Below are 22,775 nucleotides of genomic sequence, written 5' to 3' on the forward strand. Positions count from 1 at the left end.
ATGGTTACGGTGTAGTCAGCCGCCCCCGGACGCCGCGATCGGTGCCCGGGGACGGCTGTGTCCGCAGTCTCGGTGGCGCTCCCGGAACCCCGGTCGAGACCGGCTGGACCCCCGCTCTACGACCGCTGGGCGGTGCCGAACCAGCGGGCGAGGGTGCCGGTGAGCTCGTCGGTGGTGCCGGGGGAGGTCCAGGCGACGTAGCCGTCGGGGCGGATCAGGACGGCGTCGAGGCCGGGTTCGTAGGCCTGGTTCCAGGTGCCGGTGACGATGTCGAGGCGGTCCTCGAGTCCCTCGGCGAGGCGGGCGAGGGCGGGGTCGGTGGTGATGAGGAGGCCGTGTCCGGTGCGCAGGAGGCCGGCGACGGGGGTCACGGTGCCGTCGGTGAGGGTGAGTTCACGTCCCGGCGGCATCCGCAGGCCGAGCAGCGGGTGCTCACCCTTGCCGAGCTCGTAGCGGACACCGAGGTTGCTCACCATCCCCGCCAGGTGCCCGGCGGGGCCCTCGTGGCGCACCAGCTCACCCATGATCTCGCGCACCGGGTCCATGTCCTCGCCGGTGAGCCGCAGTTCGATCGCCGCCCGCGCATTGCGCGCCAACTGCTCGCCCACCGGACGCCGTTCCGCGTCGTACGTGTCGAGCAGCCCCTCGGGAGCCCAGCCCCTGACCGTCGCGGCCAGCTTCCAGCCGAGGTTCACGGCGTCCTGCACGCCCACACTCAGACCCTGCGCCATCGCCGGCGGCTGGATGTGCGCCGAGTCGCCCGCCAGGAGCACCCGGCCGCGCCGGTAGACGGCGGCGGACCGCGAGGCGTCGGTGAAGCAGCCGAGCCACCGGCACTCCCCGTGGTGCAGGGACTCGCCGGTGAGCCGCTGCCAGGCGTCCGCCAGATCGGTGTACGTGAGGGAGGCACGGTCGTGCGGCGCCATGCCGGCCTCGTGGACGACGATGCGGGTGACACCGTTCTCCAGGTCCATCGCCATGATCATGCTGCCGCCCGGCAGGTTCTCGCCGATACGCCGCTTGCGGGTCTCGATGCCGGTGACGTCGGCACTGAGGAAGCCGCGCCGGCCCTCGCTGCCGGGGAAACCGATCCCGGCCAGCTTGCGGACCGAGCTGCGCCCGCCGTCGCAGCCGACGAGATACGCGGCGCTCTCCTCGGCCGGGCCGTCCGGGCCGGCCGCGAGGACACGTACGGCCTCGTCGGTCTCCTCGAAGGCGGTCACCTCCTGGCCGCGCCGGATCTCCGCACCGAGCCCGGTCACCCACTCCTCCAGCATCCGCTCGGTGCGGAACTGCGGCACGCCCCGGCGTCCGTGGTGGTCCTCGGCCAGCGGGGCGAGGTCGATCGGCACCCCGCCGAAGTGCGCGTCGGCGGGCTCGGTCGGGCCGAGGCCACCCAGCAGCCCGCGCTGGTCGAAGCATTCGGCGGTGCGCTTGGTGAGGCTGGCGCCGCGCGACTCGCGCGCGGGGGCCGCCAGACGTTCGTAGACGACGACGTCCGCGCCGCCGAGCGTCAGTTCGCCCGCCAGCATCAGGCCGACCGGGCCCGCTCCGACGACGATGACATCCCTGGGCATGTGTGTGCTCCTTATCGGTTCCTGGGTTCCGCGGGAGGCGCCGGTCACCGCTGGGCGGTGCCGAACCAGCGGGCGAGGGTGCCGGTGAGTTCGTCGGTGGTGCCGGGGGAGGTCCAGGCGACGTAGCCGTCGGGGCGGATCAGGACGGCGTCGAGGCCGGGTTCGTAGGCCTGGTTCCAGGTGCCGGTGACGATGTCGAGGCGGTCCTCGAGTCCCTCGGCGAGGCGGGCGAGGGCGGGGTCGGTGGTGATGAGGAGGCCGTGTCCGGTGCGCAGGAGGCCGGCGACGGGGGTCACGGTGCCGTCGGTGAGGGTGAGTTCACGTCCCGGCGGCATCCGCAGGCCGAGCAGCGGGTGCTCGCCCTTGCCGAGCTCGTAGCGGATGCCGAGACCGCTGACGATCCCCGCGACCTGCTCCGCCGCGTCCTTGTGGGCGAGCAGCTCGCCCATGACCTCGCGGACCGGGTCCATCGCCTCCTCGCCGAGGTAGATTCTTCCGGCGGCACGGGCATTGCGGATCAACTCCCTGCCCACCGGCCGCCGTTCCGCCTCGTACGTGTCCAGGAGCCCCTCGCCGGCCCAGCCCTTGACCGTGGCGGCCAGCTTCCAGCCGAGGTTCGCGGCGTCCTGGAGACCGGCGCTCAGGCCCCAGGCCGCCAGCGGCGGGATCTCGTGAGCGGCGTCGCCCGCCAGCAGGACACGGCCGCGCCGGAACTCCTCGGCCAGGGCGGCGGAGTTACCGGTGGCCCACAGCCACTGCGGCTCGGCACCGTGGATGGACTCGCCGGTCAGCCGCTGCCAGGCGTCCGCGACCTCCGTGAAGGTCAGCGTCTGCGTGTCCGGGTCCGCGGGCAGCGCGAGGTCGTGGACCACGACCCGGAAACGGCCCTCGCCGACCGGGGTGCACACGACCATGGAGCCGCCGGGAAGGCGCTCGCCGATCGGCCGCGGACGCAGGGCGAGGCCGGTGATCTCGGCGGTGTACATGCCGCGGGTGGCCGTCCACCCGGGGGCCGCGATGCCGGCGAGCCGCCGGACGGTGCTGCCCGCGCCGTCACAGCCGACGACGTACGCGGCGGACCCCTCGCCCGGACCCTCGGGGCTGTCGTACGCGACGACGACGGCGTCCTCGGTCTCCCGGAGCCCGGTCACCTCGCGCCCGCGCAGCACCGGCACACCGAGTTCGGCCAGCCAGCCGGCGAGCGCCTCCTCGGTGCGTGCCTGGGACAGGCCCAGCACTCCGCTGTGGTCCTCGTCGAGCATGCCGAGGTCGAAACGGACCCCGCCGAAGTGGCCCATCGGACCCCAGCGGAACGCGCCGATCCGGTCGAGCACCCCGCGCTGTCCGAGCGATTCGGCGGCACGCCGGTTGAACCCGAGGGCGCGCGATTCCCCGGAAGGGGCGGGCTCTTTGTCGTACACGGCCACGTCCACTCCGCCGAGGCGGAGTTCTCCGGCCAGCATCAGGCCGACCGGGCCGGCTCCGACGACGATGACGTCAATGTTTTTCATGTGAGGGGAAGCTACCCAGCGGCCTGTTCGGTCGCAATGAAAGGAATACCCGCGCGGGGGAGGGGCGTTCGACTGCGCAATACACCTGCTTGAACACCGATATTCCATGGTTGAACACTGAACCCGATGGCAATGTCGGAGGTGCTCCCGGGTTTTGCCACTTACTACCTTCACTCCATGGGTCATTCGGTCCCCGAGAAAAGGGAGAGAGGCAGGGACATGCCGGTCGAGAAGATCGCCCTCATCACGGGCGCCAACAAAGGCATCGGCTTCGCCGTCGCACGGCAGCTCGGTGAGCGGGGGACCGTCGTGCTCCTCGGCGCCCGCGACGAGGTCCTCGGCAAGCAGGCCGCCGACGCCCTCGCCGCCGACGGCATCACCGCGCAGGCAGTGGTCCTCGACGTGACCGACCCGGCCTCCGTGGCCGAAGCCGCCGCCACGATCGAGCGCCGCCACGGACGCCTGGACATCCTGGTGAACAACGCCGGCGTCGCCGGCCGCTTCACCGGCACCACCCCCGGCGCGACCGCCGCCGACCTCCGCGAGGTCTACGAGACCAACGTCTTCGGCGTGGTCACCGTCACCGGGGCGATGCTCCCGCTGCTGCGCCGCTCCCCGGCCGGCCGGATCGTCAACCTGTCGAGCCACGTCGGCTCGCTGACGCTCAACGCGGACCCGGACTCCCCGCTGGCCGGCCTCGACATGATCGCCTACCAGTCCTCGAAGACCGCGCTCAACGCCGTCACCGTCGCCTACGCCAAGGCACTGCGCGACACCCCGATCAAGGTCAACGCCGCCCTCCCCGGAGTGGTGGCCACCGACATCAACCACCACCGCGGCCACCGGACGCCCGCCCAGGGCGCCGGGATCGTGGTCCGGCTCGCCCTCCTGGACGAGACCGGCCCGTCGGGCACCTGCCTGGCGGACGAAGGCCCCGTTCCGTGGTAGCGCGGAACGCCCATCCACACAGAAAGAGGCATGGCCTTGCAGCAGATCACGATCGGTGACCTCCAGACCATCATGCTCCAGTGCGCCGGCGAGGCCGAGGACGCGCTCTCGCTCGAGGAGGCGCCGGACCGCGCCTTCGAGGAGCTGGGCTACGACTCGCTCGCACTCCTGGAGACGTACAGCCGGCTGGAGCGGGACTTCGGCATCGAACTGTGCGAGGACGAACTCGACGCCATCAACACCGCACGGCAACTGGTCGACTTCGTCAACTCGCTGCTCCAGCTGAAGGTGCTGTCGGCAGCCTGAACCCGCCCCACCCCAACGACGCGCACGACCCGACGGCACGCCGTACGCGGACGCGGCGGACCACAGACATGGAGGCAGACAGTGGCGGTTGAAGAGACGATCATGGTGCTGGGCGGTACCGGCCGGCAAGGCGGGGCGGTGGCCCGCGAACTGCTGCGCCGCGGCCACGCGGTGCGGGCACTCGTCCGCGACCCGGCCAAGGACGAGGCCAGGGCCCTCGCACGGGCGGGCGCCGTACTCGTGCGCGGCGACCTCGACGACGAGACCTCGCTGGTGGCGGCGATGGACGGCGTCCACGGCGTGTTCAGCGTCCAGACCTTCCGCGGCCCCGGCGGCTGCGAGGCGGAGGAGCGCCAGGGCAGAGCGGTGGCCGACGCGGCCGTACGGGCCGGGGTGAAGCATTTCGTCTACAGCTCGGTCGGCGGCGCGGACCGGGACACCCGGGTCCCGCACTTCGAGAGCAAGCTGCGGATCGAGCAGTACCTGAAGTCGCTCGGCCTGCCGCTGACAGTGCTGCGGCCGGTCATGTTCCACGACATCCTGCTGGACATCGCCCCGCGCCGGGTCCAGGACGAACTGGTCCTCGGTATGTGGCTGGACCCGGAGACCTCCGTGCAGCTCATCGCGACGAGCGACATCGGCGTCTTCGCCGCGGACGCCTTCGAGGACCCGGAGAGCTGGCTCGGCAGGACGGTGGAGATCGCCGGCGACGACCTGACCGGCCCGCAGATGGCCGCGGCCTTCGAAGCGGTCTCCGGAGTCCCCACCCGCTTCCAGCAGCTGCCCATCGAACCGCTGCGCGCGGCCCGCCAGGACCTCGCCAACATGTTCGACTGGTTCGAGCGGGACGGCTACCGGGCCGACCTGCCGACGCTGCGCGGCAAGCGGCCCGGCCTGGTCTCCCTGGAAAGCTGGCTGGCCGAGAACTGGACGGCTCCGACAGCCGGTGCGCACCACTGACCGGGCCCTCAGAAGAAGAGCGGATCGTGGGTGCGGGTCCGCTTGAGCTCGAAGAAGCCGTCGGTCCCGGCCACGGCGAGGACGCCGTCCCAGAGCCGTACCGCGTCCTCGCCCCGCGGGGCGGGAGTCACCACGGGACCGAAGAACGCCACGTCGCCCACCGCGATGACAGGAGTGCCCACATCCGGGCCGACCCGGCCGATGCCCTCGTCGTGCGAGGCGCGCACCGCGTCGTCGAACGCCTCGGACCCGGCCGCATCGGCCAGGCCGGGATCGAGGCCCGCGGCGGCCAGCGCCGCCGCGTAAGTGGCCCGCTCCTTGGGCGCCTTGGCCAGGTGGAAACGGGTGCCGAGCTCGGTGTAGAGCCGGCCGAGGACCCCGTGCCCGTACCGCTCCTCGGCGGCGGCACACACCCGTACGGGTTCCATGCGCAGCGCCAGATCGCGGTGCCAGCGCTCGTCCAGGCCGGCCCGGCCCTCGTTGAGGACCGCCAGGCTCATGACGCGCCAGCGCACATCGAGGTGCCGGTGCGCCGCGACCTCCAGGACCCAGCGGGAGGTCAGCCAGGCCCAGGGGCAGGTCGGGTCGAACCAGAAGTCCACCGGGGTCGGGGTGGTGTGCGGCACGTCGGCCTCCTTGATGTCTCTGCCGCCTCGGCGGATGCGATCAGAAATTGCCGAGGCCGCCGCAGACGTTGAGCGCCTGCGAGGTGATGGAGGCGGCGGTGTCCGAGGCCAGGTAGCCGACCAGACCCGCGACCTCCTGCGGCGTGGAGTAGCGGCCGAGCGGGATCTTGGCCTGGAACTTCTCCAGGATGGCGCCCTCGGAGGTGTCGTACGCGGCGGCGTAGCCCTGACGGACACGCTGGGCCATCGGCGTCTCGACATACCCCGGACAGACGGCGTTGACCGTGATGCCGGTGGGGGCGAGCTCGTTGCCGAGAGCCTTGGTGAAGCCGACGACACCGTGCTTGGAGGCCGAGTACGGGGCACCGAGGACGACGCCCTGCTTACCGGCCGTGGAGGCGATGTTGATGACCCGGCCGCTCCGCTTCTCGCGCATGCCGCCGGTGGTGAGGACGGCACGGGTCATCAGGAAGACACTGGTGAGATTGGTGTTGATCACGTCGTACCAGAGCTCGTCGGCGATCTCCGCGGTCACACCGCCGCCGCTGCGGCCGGCGTTGTTGACCAGGATGTCGATGCTGCCGTAGCGCGCGACGGCGGCATCGACGAGACGAGTGACGTCCTCCGGCTTGCTGACGTCGGCGGCCGCACCGTCGGCCTCGTAGCCCTGCGCGCGCAGCTTGCCGACCGTCTCGATGACGCTCCCGGCGTTCCGCGAGCAGATGAAGACGCTGTGGCCCTGGCGCGCGAAGTTCTCGGCGACGGCCAGGCCGATGCCGCTCGTGCCGCCGGTGATCAGCGCTACCTGCTGTCCCTTGTCCGCCATTCCGCCTGCTCCTTCTCGGGGTGTATGTGGTGCCGGGACAACCTGACAAGGAAGGCCGGATTCCCGGTCGAGACGAGGTGGAGGTAACGGCGGCCGGCGCATTTTCACAGACGGTTCCCCACCCGCCCGCCACCTGCCGCACCATCAGATGACAAGCCCGGCCACAACCTTCCGAACCAATATCGTTCAACCGCCCGAATTCTCCGGTTGAACGTTCAAGTCAACAAATTCAAAAAAAGCATGGTTGCGGGACCGAGAAGTGCAGACCTATCGTCCATGAATCCACGGAAGAAGCGCTTCGAAAGGAAATTCATGTCCGCAACGCCCGAGGTCCGCGACCAGTCCGACTCCTACGCGCTGCTCAATCTCATCCAGGGTGCGGTCATCACCCAGGCCCTTTCCGTCGCGGCCAAGCTCGGTGTCGCGGATGTCCTCGCCGACGGCCCGCTCACGGTCCAGGAGATCGCCAAGCGCGTCGGCACCGACGCCAAGTCGACCCGCCGCGTGCTGCGCGCCCTCGCCGGCCACGGCGTCTTCGCGGTCCGCGAGGACGGCTCCTTCGAGAACACCGCGCTCTCCGACAAGCTCCGCGAGGACGCCCCGGACACCATGCGCGGCTTCGCCGTACTCATGAACCACCCCATCCTGCACGAGGAGTGGGGCCACCTCCTCACGGCCGTCGAGACCGGCGAGCCGAACCTGCCCAAGCTGCGCGGCATGGGCGCCCTGGACTTCTTCCACGCCAACCCCGAGTACGCGCAGGTCTTCTTCCACGCGTTCGGCGGCCTCTCCGAGTCCGAGACGGCCCCGCTCGTTCAGGCGTACGACTTCTCGCAGTTCAACACCGTCGTCGACGTCGTCGCGGGCCGCGGCAACCTGCTCGCCGGCATCCTCCAGAAGGAGCCGGACCTCAAGGGCGTCCTGTACGACTCCGAGGTCGCGACCGTCGACTCCCAGGCGTACTTCGAGGCCGCCGGTGTCGCGGACCGCTTCACCATCGAGCACGGCGGCTACCTCGACAAGCTGCCCCCCGGCGGCGACGCCTACCTCATCAAGCACATCATCCACGACTTCTCCGAGGAAGACGCCGTAACGGCGCTGAAGAACGCCCGTGAGGCGATGGGCCCCGAGGGCAAGCTGCTCGTCATGGAGTACGTCCTCCCGGAGGGCAACGACCACCACCTCGGCCAGGCCATCGACCTCTGGCTGATGCTGATGCTGGGCGCCCAGGAGCGCACGCTCAACGAGTACCGCGAACTGTTCGCGAAGGCCGGCTTCACCCTCACCCGCGTCGTCCCCACCTCCGCGCCGATCTCCATCATCGAGGCCGTCCCGACCGTCTGAGGCCGTCTCGATCGTCTGAGGCCGATCCGCCCGGACGCGACGCCCGTTCCCCTCCCATCGCAGAAAAGCCGAGGATCAGGACAGGAAGCAATGAATACCGATGTCATAGTGATCGGGGCAGGGCCCGCGGGTCTGATGCTCGCGGCCGAGCTCCGCCTCGGCGGCGCCGACGTCGTCATCTTCGAGCAACGGGCCGAGCGGAGCTGGGAGTCGCGCGGAATCGGCTTCACCGCCCGCGCCACCGAGATGTTCGAGCAGCGCGGCATCCTCGGACGCCTGGAGAACATCGAGATCACCCGCCAGGGCCACTTCGGCGGCATCCCGATCGACTACGGGATCCTGGAGGGCTCGCACTTCGGCGTCCGCGGCGCCCCCCAGTACAAGATCGAGGAGATGCTGGAGGACCGGGCCACCGAACTCGGCGCGCTCCTGCACCGCGGCTACGAGTTCACCGCTCTGACCGAGAACGCCGACGGCGTGACCGTGACCGTGAACGGCCCGGAGGGGGTCCAGGAGCACACCGCCCGCTACCTGGTGGGCTGCGACGGCGGCCGGAGCACCGTCCGGCACCTGGCGGGCTTCGATTTCGCCGGCTCCGACGCCACCCGCGAGATGTACCTCGCGGACGTCAAGGGCGCCGACATCAAACCCCGCATGATCGGCGAACTCCTCCCCGGCGGCATGGTCATGGCCGCGCCACTGGAGGAGGGCTACACCCGGATCATCGTCTGTGAGAACGGCACCCCGCCGGACCGCGGCGAGGTCACCTTCGCACAGGTCGCGGACGCCTGGCAGCGGCTGACCGGCGACTCCATCCACCACGGTGAGACGCGCTGGGTGAGCAGCTTCACCGACGCCACCCGCCAGGCCACCGAGTACCGGCGCGGCCGGGTGCTGCTCGCCGGCGACGCCGCGCACATCCACCTGCCGGCCGGAGGCCAGGGCCTCAGCATCGGAGTCCAGGACGCCTGCAACCTCGGCTGGAAACTGGCGGCGACGATCGCGGGCCACGCCCCGGACGGACTCCTCGACACATACCACTCCGAACGGCACCCGGTCGGCGCCCGCGTCCTGCGGGGCACACTCGCCCAGGGCACGCTCAACCTCACCGGCAGCTCGGTGCAGCCGCTGCGGACCGTCATGGCCGAACTCCTCGCCATCCCGGCGGCGGCCCGGCACATGTCCGGCATGGTCAGCGGCTTCGACCTCGCCTACGAGGTCGGCGCCGGGAGCGCCGGCCACCCGCTGCTCGGCCGCCGGATGGCCGACCGCGAGCTGGAACTCGCCGACGGTGGCACCGACCGGATCGCCAGGCTGCTGCACCCGGCCCGCGGCGTCCTGATCACGGCGGACGCGACCGGCGCCACCGCCGCGACGGCCGCCGGCTGGTCCGACCGGGTCGACGTGGTCCACGTCCGGACCTTCCCCGCCGGACCGGAGGAGGGCGGGGCCACGACCGAGTCGGTACTCGTCCGCCCGGACGGCTACATCGCCTGGACCGCACCGGCCGGAGGCGGCCTGGAGGCCGCGCTGCAGCGCTGGTTCGGCGAGACCACCGCCGCCTGAGGCAGGCCACGGGCCGCCCCGCTACTTCTGAGGAGACACACACGTGACCGAGCACGTCATCCACCGCACCGAGCACACGATCGACGTCGACGCCCCCGCCGAACGGGTCTACGCACTGGTCGCCGACATCACCCGCTGGCCCGAGACCTTCCCGCCCACCGTCCACGCCGAGGTCGTCGAACGCACGGGCGACCTTGAACTGATCCGGCTCTGGGCGACCGCCAACGGCACCGCCAAGACCTGGACCTCCCGCCGCGAACACGACGCCGGGAAGCTCACCGTGACGTTCCGCCAGGAACGCTCACAGCACCCCGTCGGCGGCATGGGCGGCGCCTGGGCGGTCGAGCCCCTCACCGAGACCACCTCCCGGGTCCGCCTCCTGCACGACTTCCACGCCGCCACCGACGACCCCGCCGACCTCGAGTGGATCCAGCAGGCCGTCGACCGCAACAGCGACTTTGAACTCCAGGCCCTCAGGACGAGCGCCGAGGCCACCGGCCCCGACCGGCTCATCACCTTCGAGGACACCGTCCACGTCGACGGCCAGGGCAAGGACGTCTACGACTTCCTCAACGAGGCCCAGCTCTGGCAGGAGCGCCTGCCGCACGTCGGCCGCGTCCAGCTGGACGAGGACGTGCCCGGCCTCCAGATCCTGGAGATGGACACCCGCGCCAAGGACGGCAGCACCCACACGACCCGCTCCGTCCGCGTCTGCACACCGGCCACGACGATCGTCTACAAACAAATCGTCCTGCCCGCCCTCATGACCCTGCACACCGGCCGCTGGCTCATCGAGGAGCGCGACAGCGGCGGCGTCGCCGTCACCTCCCGCCACACCGTGCGCATCAACACCGAGAACATCACCAAGGTCCTCGGCGCCGACGCCACGCCCGAGACCGCCGCCGCGTTCGTCCAGAGCGCACTCAGCACCAACAGCCTCGCCACCCTCGGCCTCGCCAAGGCCCACGCCGAAGCCCTCACCGGCCAGGGCGGGGGCGCGGAGTCGTGACCCCGGCCCGGGCGGACGTACCGGTCCTCATCGTCGGCGCGGGCCCCGTCGGGCTCCTGCTCGCCTGCGGGCTGGGACGAGCCCGGGTCCCGGTGGTCCTCGTGGAGAAGCGGGCCCGCCCGATGACCGAGTCGCGCGCCACCCAACTCTCCACGCGGACCGCCGAACTGCTCCACGAGCACGGCTTCGACGCCCTCCTCGCCGAAGCCGCCCACGAACCCCGAACGCACTTCGGCGGCCTCGGCTTCGACCTGAGCCCGGTCGACAGCCCGCACGCCGGGAACTGGAAGGTCCCCCAGTACCGCACCGAAGCCGCCCTCGGCGCCCGCGCCGCGGAACTGGGCGCCGAAACACTCCGCTCCCACCGGCTGACCGGACTCACCGAACAGCCCGACCACGTCCTCTGCCGGATCCAGGGCCCCGAAGGACCGCTGGAGCTCCGCGCGGCGTACGTGGTCGGCTGCGACGGAGCCCACAGCACCGTCCGCCGGCTCGCCGGCATCCCGGTGACCGCCACCCCGGCCACCAAGGAACTGCTCCGCGCCGACCTCCGCGGACTCAACCTCCGCGACCGGCGCTTCGAGCGGCTCACCGACGGCTTCGCCGTGGCCAACACCCGCGACGGCATCACCCGGATCATGGTCCACGCCTTCGGCGCAACCGTGCCCACCCGCACCGGCCCGCCCCGCTTCACCGAGATCGCCGACGCCTGGCGGCACGTCACCGGAGAGGACATCTCCCGCGGCACCCCGCTCTGGCTCGACGCCTTCGACAACGCCAAGGGACAGGCCGACAGCTACCGGCGCGGCCGGATCCTGCTGGCCGGCGACGCCGCCCACTGGCACCCGCCGGTCGGCGGCCAGGCCCTCAACACCGGACTCCAGGACGCGGCCGACCTGGGCCCCAAACTCGCCGAGACCGTACACGGCACGGCCGCGCCCGGACTCCTCGACAGCTACCACCAGGCCCGCCACCCCGCCGCCGCCCGGGTCCTCGACCACGTCGCGGCCCAGGAACAACTGATGCTCGACGGCCCGGAGACCGAACCACTGCGCGCGGTCCTCTCCGAGCTGATCGGCCTCGACGAGGTCCGCGCCCATCTGACCTCGATGGCGAGCAACCTCAACGACCGGCTTCCGGCAGCAAAGACACCCATGGAAGGAAGGAACGACAGTGCAGGACTTTGACACCGACGTGATCATCGTGGGGGCCGGCCCCACCGGACTCATGCTCGCCGGCGAACTCCGCCTCGCCGGCATCGAGGCCCTCGTCCTCGAGCGGCTCGCCCAGCCGATGCGCCAGTCACGCGCCCTCGGCTTCTCCGCCCGCACCATGGAGGAGCTCGGCCAGCGCGGCCTCCTGGAGTCCTTCGGCGAGATGGGCGTCATCCCGGTCGGCCACTTCGGCGGCCTGCCACTCGACTACACCGTCCTCCCCGGCGGCCACTTCGGCGTACGCGGCGTCCCGCAGGCCTTCACCGAGGCCAACCTCACCACCTGGGCCACCGGCCTCGGCGCCGAGATCCGCCGCGGCTGGGAGGTCACCGGCCTCACCGACGACGCCGAAGGCGTCGAGGTCACCGCCGACACCCCCGAGGGCCCGCGCACCCTGCGAGCCCGCTACCTGGTCGGCGCCGACGGCTCCCGCAGCATCGTCCGCAAGCTGTCCGGCATCGACTTCCCCGGCACCGCGGCCACCATCGAGATGCTGATGGCCGACGTCACCGACGTCCAGGTGCGGCTGCGCCCCACCGGCGAGCTGGGCGACGCCGGCATGGTCGTCGTCCTACCGGTCGGCCCCAACACCACACGCGTCGTCTGCTTCGAGCGCGACGCAGGCGTCCGTCCGACCTCCGAGCCGCCGACCTTCCAGGAGGTCGCCGACTCCTTCAAGCGGGTCACCGGCGACGACATCTCCGGCGGCAACGCCGTCTGGCTCAGCTACTTCACCGACTCGAGCCGCCAGGCCGCCGCCTACCGCAAGGGCCGCGTCTTCCTCGCCGGCGACTCGGCGCACATCCACATGCCGATCGGCGCCCAGGGCATCAGCGCCGGCCTCGGCGACGCCGTCAACCTCGGCTGGAAGCTCGCCGCCACCCTCAAGGGCCACGCCCCCGAGGGGCTGCTCGACACGTACGACACCGAGCGCCGCACGGTCGCCGCCCGCATCATCGCCAACACGCTCGCCCAGCGCAGCCTGTACCTCGGCGGCCCCGAGATGGACCCGATGCGCGCCGTCTTCGCCGAGCTCCTCGCTTACGAGGACGTCCGCAAACACCTCGTCGGCCTCGTTACCGGCTTCGACATCACCTACGACGCCGGGGCCGGCGAGCACCCGCTGCTCGGCCGCCGTCTGCCCGACTTCGCATTCACCCGCGAGAACGGCGCGACGACCGCCTACAAGACCCTGCACGCCGGGCACCCGGTCCTGCTCGACCTGACCGCAGACCCCGCCGTCGCCGAGGCCGCCGCACCGTGGGCCGACCGCGTCGATGTCGTCACCGCCCAGGCCCGCCCCGAGGGCCCGCTCGCCGAGGTGGACGCGGTCCTGGTCCGCCCCGACGGCTACACCGCCTGGATCGGCGCCGGCCGGGCCGGCACCGAGGGCCTCGCCGACGCACTGAGCCGCTGGTTCGGCGCCGCCTCCCAGAACTGAGCGACATCCGGTGCCCCGCCCGTCCGCGGGACGCCGCCCTCTCATCCGCACACCACATGTTCAAGGAGCAGCGATGCCGTTCATCAGCCCCGAGGCCGGCCACCTGACCGTCCTCAACCTCTTCAAGACCGACTCCCGCGACCGGGTCGACACCCTCGTCGACGAGATGAAGAAGATCGTGGACGTCGCCGCCTACCCGGGCTGGATCTCCAGCACCGTCCACCGCGGCCGGCAGAACCCGGGCACCGCCAACTTCATCCAGTGGCGCGGCATGGACGACCTGGAGTCCCGCTACAACGACTCCGAGTTCAAGCACCACACGGTGCCGGTCTTCCGCGAGATCACCACCTACGTCCGCCTGATGCAGACCGAAGTGGCGCTGAGCCAGCGCCACCCCGAGTACGGCGAGGTCACCGAGGTCTCGCCCGAGCGCGACGACTACACGGTCATCGAGATCCTCGGTGTGAAGCCGAAGCAGCAGGGCACCCTGGTCGACACCCTCGGGGCCGCCCACGAATGGCTCGTGGACGTCCCCGGCTACCGCTCGCAGAGCATCATGCGCGGCATCCGCTCCCGCAACCTGGACGGCGGCGAGGGCACCCTGGCCACCGTCGGCACCGACCAGGACTTCGTCGTCGTCTACTCGCAGTGGGACGGCAAGGTGTTCTACGACTCCTTCCGCAACCAGCCCGAGGCCCAGTGGATCCGGGCCCGCGACGCCTACCAGGAGAAGCGCTACGCCCTGACCACCGGTGTGGACTGGAACGGCTACCGCGCGGTCCACACCCGCTCCGCCGAGCAGCCGGTGGCCGAGGCCGCCGCGGCCTGAACCTCCGGACCCCCCACAGACGCAGGGCCCCTGGCGAAAGCCAGGGGCCCTGCGCGGTGTTCACCCCGCGTCACTCGGCGATCGTGGCCCAGTGCCACCGCGAGTCGAAGGCGGTGACCTCGATGTCCCTGCCCCCGGCGACCAGCGCCGCCGCCAGACTCGTGGCCCCCGCGATGAAGGCGGACGCACGGTCGGCGGCCAGCAGATCCTGCTCGTCGAAGGGAAGCCCCTCGCAGCGCAGCAGCCGCAGGTCCATGAAGCCGTTGAAGCGCCGGCCCAGGACCTCCACCGCCTGCGGGCTGCGGACGGTGAACCGCACCCGGGCCGCGACATGCCCGTTGTGGTGCTGGTCGGAGTAGTACGCGATGTCCGGGATCGCCGGCGGCACGAAATGGTCGCGCGCCGCGATCTCGGGCACCTTCGGCAGGTTGCCGACCAGGAAGTGCCAGGAGTTGTACTGCATCCGCGAGGAGATCGCCCACGTGGTGTCCGCCAGCCGGGACGCCGAGCCGCCGAAGATCCGCTTCGACTCCTTCGAAGGCACCACACAGCAGAAGAAGTGCGGGATCTCCCACCCGGCGATCCTCGGGTACGCCTCCGCGCGCAGCGCCTCGATCAGCGCCGGCAGCGACCGCATGCCGCGGCTCATCGCGAAGTCCGCGTCGAAGACGGCCGTGGCGGCCGCCACCGCCTCGTACACCAGCGACTCCAGACCGGAGCCGAAGCCGCCGTGCGGCTCCGCCAGCCAGCCGGGGGAGCCCTCCAGAGCGGCGGACAGCTCCGCGAACGTGGCGCCGCGGACCGGCAGCCGCTCGCTCAGCCGGGCGCACAGCGCGGCCTCCAGGCGCGCCGCGTCGTCCTTCACGGGACCCGCGACCCGCTCGACCTTGTGCATCAGCGGTCCGTGTATCTCCCGGTAGAGCCGCACCGAGGAACCCGTCAGCTCACGGCGCCGGGCGGCCAGCGCGTCGGCCAGCCCCCCCAGGGCGAGGACGCCGTACGCGGCCGGGGCCGGCACCGCGGGCAGCCCGGGCGCCGCGGCGTTGTACGCGGCGCGCGTGCGCTCCAGGAGCAGCGCCACGTGATCGAGCGTCAGCTGCGTCCCGTTGGCCTCCTCGATGCGGGCGTACCCGGCCGAACGCACCAGCAGCGTCAGACAGGTGACGAACAGGACGTCGCTGTCCGCCCACAGCTCCAGCGGGGTCGTGCGCAGGCTGCTCAGCACACAGTCGGGGTGCCCCGGGCGCAGCGTCTTGCCGGTGAGGTTGTTCTGGTCGCGGAAGTTCGTGTACTGCCGCTCACCGGCGTACAGGACGAACGGCGCCGTCCGCAGAGCCGCCTCCGTCAGCTGCTCCAGGATCTCGCGCCGGCCCTCGTCCTCGGCCGCGAGCAGCCAGTTGCGGCAGTCGCGCACACCGGCGTGCCAGCGGCCGGCGGCGAGGGCCAGCTCGACCTGGTAGTCGGCGAGGTCCTCGGCGGACCACGGCACCCTCAGGACACCGTCGACCAGGTCGGCCTCGCGGCTCAGCGAGCCTTTGGACGGGACCCGGACGAGGACGCGGCCGCTACGGTCGAGGCCGATCTCGCCGAGGAACGCGGTGCCCGCGTCCTCGGACCGGTCGGTGGCCCGGCCGTCCTCCCACCAGCTACGGCCGACCAGCACCTTGAGCGCGCTCTCCGCCTCCACGGACAGTGCCCGCAGCTGGATGTCGGCCGGAACGTGCCCGGCGAGCGTGAGGAGCGTGTCGACGGCCGTGCCGAGGTCGGGGGCGTCGGCCGCCCGCTGCCAGGTCTGCCGGAGCAGCGCCGGGAACCCGGCGTCCTTCCCGGTCAGGTAGTCGGGTTCCCCGGCGGCCCCGGCGGCCCTGCCGAGCCTGCTCGGGCGGCGGCTCTGCCGGGCCTTGGCCATCGCGGCCCGCCGGTCGAGCGTCCGGTCCGGCTCGGTGGGGATGGTCATGCGCTTCCTCCCGTGGTCAGTTCGATGTGGTCCCACATGCGGGCCTCGGTGGCGGTCCAGTCCTCGTCGACGTAGATGCAGTCGACGGGGCAGACCATCACGCACTTCGGACAGCCGGAGCAGAGCTCGGGCACGATCACGACGTTGAGCCCGTTGTCGAAGATCGCCCCGAACTCGGGCGGGCAGCCGCGCAGGCATGTGTCGCACGTGATGCACTCCGACGTCTCGATGCGACGTGGGGGCTTCTTCCAGTTCTCGTCGCGGGAGCGCTCGGCGATCCGCAAGGCGCGAGCGGCGGCTTTGGACGGAGTCTCTTCCGGCATGGTGTGCTCACCTTCCTTCTCTCTGGCGGGGCACCCGGGTGCGGGTGGGGGAACGGCGGTTCAGAAGGCACCGAAGTACTCGCGGTGCTCCCATTCGGTGACGACGCCGGCGAGGGCCTCGGGCGGGGCGGTGGCGGACCAGGCGTCGAACCGGTCGGCCTCGCACTCCTTCAGCCTGGTCAGGCAGGCCTTGAGGGGGGCGCCGAGCAGCCGCTCGGCGCTCTCGCTCGCGCGAAAGGCGTCGAGCGCCTCGCGTAGCGACCGGGGCAGCAGAGGGCGGGGGGCGAGGGCGGCCGGAAGTCCGGCGAGCAGCCCTTCGAGGCCCGCGTGCAGCTGGGAGGCGATGAGGAGGTACGGGTTGGCGCAGGGCTCCCCGATGCGGTTCTCGACATGGGTGGCGCTGCCGCCGCTGAGCACCCGGACCATGGCGCTGCGGTTCTCGAACTGCCAGTCGACGGTGGTGGGCGCGAGCGTGAACTCGGGGGCGAGCCGACGGTATCCGTTGACGGTCGGCACGGAGAGCAGGCAGAACTCCCGGGCGCGGGTGAGCAGTCCCTCGATGTACGCCTGGCCCTCGGGGGAGACCGCGTCCTGGAGGCCGTCGCCCTCGGCGAAGAGGTTCCGCTGCGTCTTGGTGCTGCTGACGGACTGGTGGAGGTGCCAGCCGCTGGCGTCGAAGCTCTCCAGGCGCGGCAGCGTCATGAACGACGCGTGGTGGCCGACACGCCGGCACTCCTGCTTGAGCTGGGTGCGCAGCAGCAGCATCGCGTCGGCGGCGTCGGCCGCCCGCATCGGGTTGAAGGTGGTCTCCAGCTGGCCGGGGCCCGACTCGTGCTCGAAGGAGCGCAGCGGCAGGCCGAGGCGCATCAGCATCGCGGCGAGCGGGTCGGCGATGTCGGCGACGCAGTCGTAGGCGCTGTCGAGGTTGAACTGGTAGCCGGGGTCGACGGCCACCACCTCGGGAGCCGGTCCCTGGACGCCGAAGCCGTTGCCCTCGTTGCCGACGGGGCCGCCGGTCAGCCGGGTCAGGTACCACTCGACCTCCAGGCCGATGACCGGCGACAGGTCGTGGAGGGCGTACTCGGCGAGGACCCGGCGCAGCACGCCGCGCGAGGAGAGGGGGTGCGGGGTGCCGTCGCGGAGGTACTCGTCGCCGAGCACCCAGGCGGTGCGCGCGCCGTTGGCCCGGGGCAGCACCTGGAACGTACGGGGGTCGGGCACGAGCACGAAGTCGCCCGCGCCCAGGAGTTCGCCGACACCGACGCCGGCGTCCGCGAGGAAGTCGACGGCGACGGCGTGACCGGTGTCGAAGAGGAACGGCCCGGCGCTGAAGTCCATGCCGTTGCGGAGCACCGAGCGGAACACGCCGGCCGGGACCGTCTTGGAGCGGGCGAGCCCGTGCGGGTCGCAGAACACGACCCGCACGAGGTCGACCTCCTCCAGCTGGAGCTCGACCTGCTCGGCCGCCGCGATCTGGCGTTCGTCCCAGAGCCCGAACTCGGCGATGAAGCAGGGGCGTCCGACACCGCTGTCCTCACCGAGCGTGGCCCACGACCTGGAAACCATGTTCACTTTCCTTCCGTGAAGAGGTGGGGGCGCGCCGGGGTGCGGCCGGGGACCCCCGCGCGGAGTCCGCCGGCCGGGAGCGCGAAGCCGCCGCCGGTCCCGCCCATGTGCCCGGCGGCGTACGGGGGACCTCCCGTGCCGCCTTCTTCGCGGTTCGGGAACCACGACACGAAGACCATGATCATTTTCCTTCCGTCGGGAGGCCGGGGGGAGCCAGAGAGAGGCCGAGAGCCGACTCGACGAGCTCGGCGGCCTGGAGCACGAGACCGTCGTCACCGACGCGGCCCACGAGTTGGAGCCCGACCGGCAGCCCGGCCGGCGTCAGGCCGACGGGCAGCGACAGAGCGGGCTGACCGGTGAGGTTGAAGGGATACGTGGCGGGCGACCACGACAGCCAGCGCAGTTCGGCCGGGTCCGCTGCCCACGGCGGGGCGATCGCCTCGGCCGCGAACGGCTCGATCGGCACGGTCGCCATCACCAGGAGGTCGTAGGAGTCCATCACCGCGGCGAGCCGGGCCCGCAGCGCGAGCCGGGTGCTCTCGGCGCGCGCCACCGCGGCAGCGCCGAGCGAGCGCCCGTACCGCACGACCGCGAGCCGCCCCTGGTCGCACCAGGCATCGTCCCCGGGAGCGGTGCCGTGCGCGTCGGCGGCGGCCAGGATGTCCACGAGCGCGTCGTACGGATCGGGGAAGGGCACCTCGACCCGCTCGACCCGGTGGCCCAGCGCGGTGAGAACCGGCATCACGCCCTCGGTGACATCACGCACCGGAGCCGACGTACCGGGGAACTCGATCCAGCCGATCCGCAGCGGCCCCGCCGCCCGCCCGGACACCGGGGGCACCCCGGCCGAGTCCGGGTCGCGGACATCGGGACCCGCGAGGACCTCCATCAGCGCGGCGACGTCCGCCACGCTCCGCGCCAGCGGCCCCACATGGGACAGCCGCTCCGGGCACGGCGGGACGTACGGCACGTGCCCGTACGAGGGCTTGAAACCGACCACACCGCAGAAGGCGGCGGGGATACGGACCGAGCCGGCGCCGTCGGTGCCGAGCGAGGCGGTGCACAGACCCGCCGCCACGGCCGCCGCCGACCCGCCGCTGGACCCGCCGACGGTCCGGTCCAGCGCCCAGGGATTGCGGGTGGGGGAGGAGACCCGGCCGACCGTGCTCGCGCTCCAGCCGTACTCGGACGTGGTCGTCTTGCCCACGACGATCGCGCCCGCCGCGCGCAGCCGCGCCACCGACGGCGCGTCGGCCGGCTCACGGCGGTTCGGCAGCAGCGAGCCGCGCCGGGTCGTGAGGGACTCGGTCTGGATGAGGTCCTTCACCGACACGGTGACACCGAGCAGCGGCCGGCTGCGGAAGACGGCCGGGCCGAGGGCGGCGAGCAGCCGGTCGGCCGCCCCGGCCTCGCGCAGCGCACGGTCCCCACAGACCTCGACGTACGCGCCGAACTCCGGGTCCGCCGCACGGATCGCACCGAGCACGTCGAGGACGTGACCGGTGACCGTGGAATGACCGCCGAGAAGAAATTCCCGTGTTTCGTGAATGCTGCGGCAGACCGGCTGCCTACTCTTCGTCGTTGTGGAATCTGACACGAGACCACTACAAGTCATCGTCCGAATTACATGCAACTTACGGATCGCGAGCGAGCGTTACAGCTGCTTCCCCTCCGCAGTTGAACGGGATTCCTTGCGAATGTGACAGCGGCCGGAGCAGCATGTTTCCCAGGTAATTCCCACATACATATCGCACAGGAGAAGAAACCCGATGACTCCACGGATGGACAACCCCTCCCTGGTCGTTCCCGGTGCCCTGCAGCCCCTGCTCGACCTGTCCGAGGTCATCGGCAAGGTCGGCATCCCGCAGGCGACCCTCGACCTGATCCGCCTGCGCGTCAGCGAGATCAACGGCCGCGACTGGACCCTCGTGGACCGGGCCGGCGTGGTGAACGGCGCCGACGACCGCCTTCCGCTCGTCGCCACCTGGCGCACCGAGACCGTCTTCTCGCACGCCGAGCGCTCCGCCCTCGCCATGGCCGAGGCCGTCACCCTCATGACGGACCCGCAGGACATGGCCTCTGACGAGGTGTGGGAGGAGTGCGCCAAGTACTTCGACGACAAGCAGCTCGGCGCCCTCCTCATGCACGTCGGCCTGGTCAACATGTGGAACCGGGTCAACGTCGCCTCCAACCAGGCCCCCGCGGCCTGGCGCTGACGAAAGGGGATGCGTACCCGTGAAGCTCATCAACGCCGGCCTGGGCAGGACCGGCACGACCTCGCTGAAGGTGGCCCTGGACCGGCTGGGCCTGGGGCCCTCCTTCCACATGTTCGACATCGTGGGCGACGAAGAGCGCCTGGAGCACTGGGCAAGGATCGTCTGCGACGGTGAGGAACCCGACTGGCGGGCACTGTTCGCCGGATACTCCTCCGCGGTCGACGGCCCCTGCACCGTCTATTACCGGCAGCTCGCCGAGGCCTTCCCCGAGGCCAAGGTCATCGTCACCGTCCGGGACGCCGAGGGCTGGTACCGGAGCACCTACGACACGCTCTACCAGTTCGTCCTGCGCAGCAAGGAACACCCGCCGGAGCCCGGCTCCCGCCAGGAGCGGCTGCTCCGCGTCGTCAGCACCATGGTCTGGGACGGCATCTTCGAGGGCCGCTTCGAGGACAAGGACCACGCCGTCGCGGCGTACCACCGGCACAACGAGGACGTCGTGCGCGCCCTCGGCGCCGACAACGTCCTCGTCTACGACGTGCGGCAGGGCTGGGAGCCGCTGTGCGCCTTCCTCGGGGCCGACGTCCCCGACGAGGAGTTCCCGCACGCCAACGACTCCGCCGCCATGCGGCAGCGGATCGCTCAGGCGGCCGGCGCCCCGGAGACCACCCCGGTCGCGACCGGCTGAGTCAGCGAGGAGCTAATTCTGTGTTGATCACGGAAATGACGGTCCCGGGCGCCTACCGCGTCGAGCCGGAACCGCTGAGCGACCGGCGGGGACATTTCTTCGAATCGGTACGCGCCAGCGCGATCCAGGCCGAGAGCGGCTGGGACTTCTCGGTCCGCCAGGTCAATTACTCGGTGTCCAAGAAGAACACCCTGCGGGGAATTCACGGCACCAAGGTCCCGCCCGGCCAGGCGAAATTCGTGAGCTGTGTACGGGGCAGTGCGCTCGATATCGCGGTCGACCTCCGGGTCGGTTCCCCGACCTTCGGGCAGTACGACGTCACCTACCAGAGCCCGGAGACGGGCACGGCCGTGTACCTGCCCGACGGCATCGGCCACGCCTTCCTGGCCCTGACCGACGACACCTGCATGAGCTACCTCTGCTCGCAGGAGTACGTGCCCGGCACGATGATCGACGTCGACGCGCTCGACCCGGAGATCGGCCTGCCGTGGGGCCTGGAGGAACCGCCGGTCCGCTCGGACAAGGACGCCGTGGCGCCCACCCTCGCCCAGGCGGCCGCGATGGGCCTCCTGCCCACGTACGAGCAGTGCCTGCCGCGTCCCTTCGGAGTCCTGCGCAACGGCTGACCTCCGCGGGTGCGCCCACACGGGAACGGCAGCCGGTGTCCTCGGACACCGGCTGCCGTTCCTCGCGTCCCGGCACGAGGCCGGCCTCACCCGGCGTGGGTGCGGATCCGGGCCATCAGACCGGCCTGCCGCACCAGTTCCCGGTGATGTGCCGGACGTGCCGACGCGTCCCGGATCGCCGCGTGGAAGGCGCCGAAGACACCGAGGAACTGGTCCGAGGCCGGCGCGATGATCCGCGTCTCCCGGTCCCGCTGCTCAAGACGCAGCACGGGACGGGCATCGCGCGAGGGTGTGAAGGCCCACTCGAGGGTCAGCCGCCCCTCGCTGCCCCAGAGGTCGTACGTCGAGCGGTAGCTGTGCGAGAGGCCGAAGGAACAGTTCGCGGTCACCCCGGCACCGTCGCGCAGCAGCGCCACCCCGGACACGTCCACGCCCTGCTTCGCGTCGAACTCCAGTGCCGCGCCCAGGACTTCGGTCGCCTCGCCCAGGTACTCCTGGGCCGCCCGCACGGGATAGCAGCCGACCTCCCACAGGGCGCCTCCGCCGAGCTCCGCCTGGTACTTGATGCCGTTCGGGTCGGTCGGCGGGATACCGAACACGCCGTTGAAAGAGCGGAGTTCACCGATCGCGCCCTCGGCGAGCAGATCCTGTGCCCGGTCGTGCTGCGGGTGCCGGAGGAACGCGAAGTTCTCCATGACGAGCAGCCCGCGCTCCTCGGCGAGTTCGACGAGCCCCCGGGCGGTCCCGGCGCTCTGCACCGCCGGCTTCTCGATGAGGACGTGCTTGCCCGCCTCCAGCGCCCGGCGCGCCCACTCGGCGTGCTCGCTGTTCGGCAGCGGCACGTACACGGCGTCGACGCCCGGCATCCGCAGAAGGGCCTCGTACCCCTCGACGGCCGCGCAGCCCGTGCCGGCGGCGACGGACTCGGCCTTCGCCAGAGAACGGCTCGCGACCGCCACGAGATCGAACGGAGACTTCCGAATCGCGGGGATCGCCCGGCGCACGGCGATGTCGGCGCACCCGATGATGCCGATACCGGCCCTCCGCTCGGATTCTTGGCCGGGTGTCAGATCTTCGATGTTCACAGGTCCACCTAAAGGGCAAGAGGAATTCGCATGCCTGAATCGGGATGAGGTCAGAGTGGATAAGCGGCACTTTGTTTGTCAACACCTGCCGACATCATGGCCGGTACGCCCTCGAACACGACTTTCGGCCGCTCGTTCTCCCGCTATAAAGTGCGGA

22 protein-coding genes are annotated in these 22,775 nt (G+C 71.3%); 12 read left to right on the plus strand and 10 right to left on the minus strand.

Features of this window, described 5'->3' with window-relative positions; genetic code table 11:
• Nucleotides 1–116: 116 nt before the first annotated feature.
• Nucleotides 117–1,577 (minus strand): FAD-dependent monooxygenase, encoded by a 1,461-nt coding sequence (locus FHX80_RS31850; protein ID WP_145767949.1) that lies wholly within the window; start codon nucleotides 1,575–1,577, stop codon nucleotides 117–119.
• 44 nt (nucleotides 1,578–1,621) lie between these two features.
• Nucleotides 1,622–3,088: an FAD-dependent monooxygenase gene (locus tag FHX80_RS31855; protein WP_145767950.1), complete on the minus strand. Its 1,467-nt coding sequence runs from the start codon at nucleotides 3,086–3,088 to the stop codon at nucleotides 1,622–1,624.
• Between the two features lie 219 nt (nucleotides 3,089–3,307).
• Here FHX80_RS31855 and FHX80_RS31860 point away from each other — a divergent pair, with 219 nt between their 5' ends.
• From FHX80_RS31860 to FHX80_RS31870, 3 genes are all read left to right on the plus strand, one after another.
• Nucleotides 3,308–4,036 carry an SDR family oxidoreductase gene (locus FHX80_RS31860; RefSeq protein WP_145767951.1) on the plus strand — a complete coding sequence of 243 codons (729 nt, stop codon included), beginning with the start codon at nucleotides 3,308–3,310 and terminating at the stop codon, nucleotides 4,034–4,036.
• 30 nt (nucleotides 4,037–4,066) lie between these two features.
• A complete protein-coding gene (locus tag FHX80_RS31865) occupies nucleotides 4,067–4,342 on the plus strand; it encodes an acyl carrier protein (protein ID WP_145767952.1) in 276 nt (91 codons plus the stop codon).
• Between the two features lie 81 nt (nucleotides 4,343–4,423).
• Nucleotides 4,424–5,302: an NmrA/HSCARG family protein gene (locus FHX80_RS31870; protein WP_244318714.1), complete on the plus strand. Its 879-nt coding sequence runs from the start codon at nucleotides 4,424–4,426 to the stop codon at nucleotides 5,300–5,302.
• 8 nt (nucleotides 5,303–5,310) lie between these two features.
• On the opposite strand, the gene FHX80_RS31875 is transcribed toward FHX80_RS31870, so the two are convergent.
• Both FHX80_RS31875 and fabG read right to left on the minus strand, forming a co-directional pair.
• The gene (locus FHX80_RS31875) at nucleotides 5,311–5,928 is read right to left on the minus strand and encodes a mycothiol-dependent nitroreductase Rv2466c family protein (RefSeq protein ID WP_145767953.1); all 618 of its coding nucleotides are present in this window, start codon (nucleotides 5,926–5,928) and stop codon (nucleotides 5,311–5,313) included.
• Between the two features lie 40 nt (nucleotides 5,929–5,968).
• Nucleotides 5,969–6,754, minus strand: a complete 786-nt coding sequence (fabG, locus tag FHX80_RS31880) for a 3-oxoacyl-ACP reductase FabG (protein ID WP_145767954.1) — start codon at nucleotides 6,752–6,754, stop codon at nucleotides 5,969–5,971.
• A 312-nt stretch (nucleotides 6,755–7,066) separates the two neighbouring features.
• Between fabG and FHX80_RS31885 the strand changes: the two genes are divergently transcribed.
• The 6 genes from FHX80_RS31885 to FHX80_RS31910 all read left to right on the plus strand — a co-directional run bounded on the left by FHX80_RS31885 (nucleotide 7,067) and on the right by FHX80_RS31910 (nucleotide 14,157).
• Nucleotides 7,067–8,098 (plus strand): methyltransferase, encoded by a 1,032-nt coding sequence (locus FHX80_RS31885; RefSeq protein WP_145767955.1) that lies wholly within the window; start codon nucleotides 7,067–7,069, stop codon nucleotides 8,096–8,098.
• A gap of 90 nt (nucleotides 8,099–8,188) precedes the next feature.
• Nucleotides 8,189–9,664 (plus strand): FAD-dependent monooxygenase, encoded by a 1,476-nt coding sequence (locus FHX80_RS31890; RefSeq protein WP_145767956.1) that lies wholly within the window; start codon nucleotides 8,189–8,191, stop codon nucleotides 9,662–9,664.
• A gap of 43 nt (nucleotides 9,665–9,707) precedes the next feature.
• Nucleotides 9,708–10,673 carry an aromatase/cyclase gene (locus tag FHX80_RS31895; RefSeq protein ID WP_145767957.1) on the plus strand — a complete coding sequence of 322 codons (966 nt, stop codon included), beginning with the start codon at nucleotides 9,708–9,710 and terminating at the stop codon, nucleotides 10,671–10,673.
• Nucleotides 10,670–11,860 carry an FAD-dependent monooxygenase gene (locus FHX80_RS31900; protein ID WP_145767958.1) on the plus strand — a complete coding sequence of 397 codons (1,191 nt, stop codon included), beginning with the start codon at nucleotides 10,670–10,672 and terminating at the stop codon, nucleotides 11,858–11,860. The genes FHX80_RS31895 and FHX80_RS31900 overlap by 4 nt, the downstream gene beginning before the upstream one ends.
• Nucleotides 11,847–13,328: an FAD-dependent monooxygenase gene (locus FHX80_RS31905; protein WP_145767959.1), complete on the plus strand. Its 1,482-nt coding sequence runs from the start codon at nucleotides 11,847–11,849 to the stop codon at nucleotides 13,326–13,328. The genes FHX80_RS31900 and FHX80_RS31905 overlap by 14 nt, the downstream gene beginning before the upstream one ends.
• Before the next feature lie 73 nt (nucleotides 13,329–13,401).
• Nucleotides 13,402–14,157: an antibiotic biosynthesis monooxygenase gene (locus tag FHX80_RS31910; RefSeq protein ID WP_145767960.1), complete on the plus strand. Its 756-nt coding sequence runs from the start codon at nucleotides 13,402–13,404 to the stop codon at nucleotides 14,155–14,157.
• Between the two features lie 70 nt (nucleotides 14,158–14,227).
• Here the strand turns inward: FHX80_RS31910 and FHX80_RS31915 are convergent, their stop codons facing one another.
• The 5 genes from FHX80_RS31915 to FHX80_RS31930 are packed head-to-tail and all read right to left on the minus strand — an operon-like array spanning nucleotide 14,228 to nucleotide 19,600.
• Nucleotides 14,228–16,114, minus strand: a complete 1,887-nt coding sequence (locus FHX80_RS31915; protein ID WP_145767961.1) for a hypothetical protein — start codon at nucleotides 16,112–16,114, stop codon at nucleotides 14,228–14,230.
• Entirely contained in the window at nucleotides 16,111–16,437 is a 327-nt protein-coding gene (locus FHX80_RS31920) for a 4Fe-4S dicluster-binding protein (RefSeq protein WP_145767962.1), read from the minus strand. Before FHX80_RS31920 ends, FHX80_RS31915 begins: the two co-directional genes overlap by 4 nt.
• Before the next feature lie 60 nt (nucleotides 16,438–16,497).
• On the minus strand, nucleotides 16,498–18,003 hold the full coding sequence (locus FHX80_RS31925; RefSeq protein WP_145767963.1) for a type I glutamate--ammonia ligase: 1,506 nt from the start codon (nucleotides 18,001–18,003) through the stop codon (nucleotides 16,498–16,500).
• Between the two features lie 2 nt (nucleotides 18,004–18,005).
• Nucleotides 18,006–18,182: a hypothetical protein gene (locus FHX80_RS34950; RefSeq protein WP_167523784.1), complete on the minus strand. Its 177-nt coding sequence runs from the start codon at nucleotides 18,180–18,182 to the stop codon at nucleotides 18,006–18,008.
• Nucleotides 18,183–18,184: 2 nt separating this feature from the next.
• Nucleotides 18,185–19,600: an amidase gene (locus FHX80_RS31930; RefSeq protein ID WP_244318715.1), complete on the minus strand. Its 1,416-nt coding sequence runs from the start codon at nucleotides 19,598–19,600 to the stop codon at nucleotides 18,185–18,187.
• Nucleotides 19,601–19,772: 172 nt separating this feature from the next.
• Here FHX80_RS31930 and FHX80_RS31935 point away from each other — a divergent pair, with 172 nt between their 5' ends.
• Genes FHX80_RS31935 through FHX80_RS31945 form a run of 3 tightly spaced genes read left to right on the plus strand, consistent with a single transcriptional unit; the run spans nucleotide 19,773 to nucleotide 21,533 of the window.
• Nucleotides 19,773–20,219, plus strand: coding sequence for a carboxymuconolactone decarboxylase family protein (locus FHX80_RS31935; protein WP_145767964.1), 447 nt, complete (start codon nucleotides 19,773–19,775; stop codon nucleotides 20,217–20,219).
• Nucleotides 20,220–20,238: 19 nt separating this feature from the next.
• Nucleotides 20,239–20,907, plus strand: coding sequence for a sulfotransferase family protein (locus tag FHX80_RS31940; protein ID WP_145767965.1), 669 nt, complete (start codon nucleotides 20,239–20,241; stop codon nucleotides 20,905–20,907).
• 20 nt (nucleotides 20,908–20,927) lie between these two features.
• The gene (locus tag FHX80_RS31945; protein WP_145767966.1) at nucleotides 20,928–21,533 is read left to right on the plus strand and encodes a dTDP-4-dehydrorhamnose 3,5-epimerase family protein; all 606 of its coding nucleotides are present in this window, start codon (nucleotides 20,928–20,930) and stop codon (nucleotides 21,531–21,533) included.
• Nucleotides 21,534–21,619: 86 nt separating this feature from the next.
• Here the strand turns inward: FHX80_RS31945 and FHX80_RS31950 are convergent, their stop codons facing one another.
• Nucleotides 21,620–22,618 (minus strand): Gfo/Idh/MocA family protein, encoded by a 999-nt coding sequence (locus tag FHX80_RS31950; RefSeq protein ID WP_145767967.1) that lies wholly within the window; start codon nucleotides 22,616–22,618, stop codon nucleotides 21,620–21,622.
• Nucleotides 22,619–22,775: the final 157 nt, after the last annotated feature.

It is taken from the genome of Streptomyces brevispora (assembly GCF_007829885.1).
GTDB classification, from domain to species: Bacteria; Actinomycetota; Actinomycetes; order Streptomycetales; family Streptomycetaceae; genus Streptomyces; species Streptomyces brevispora.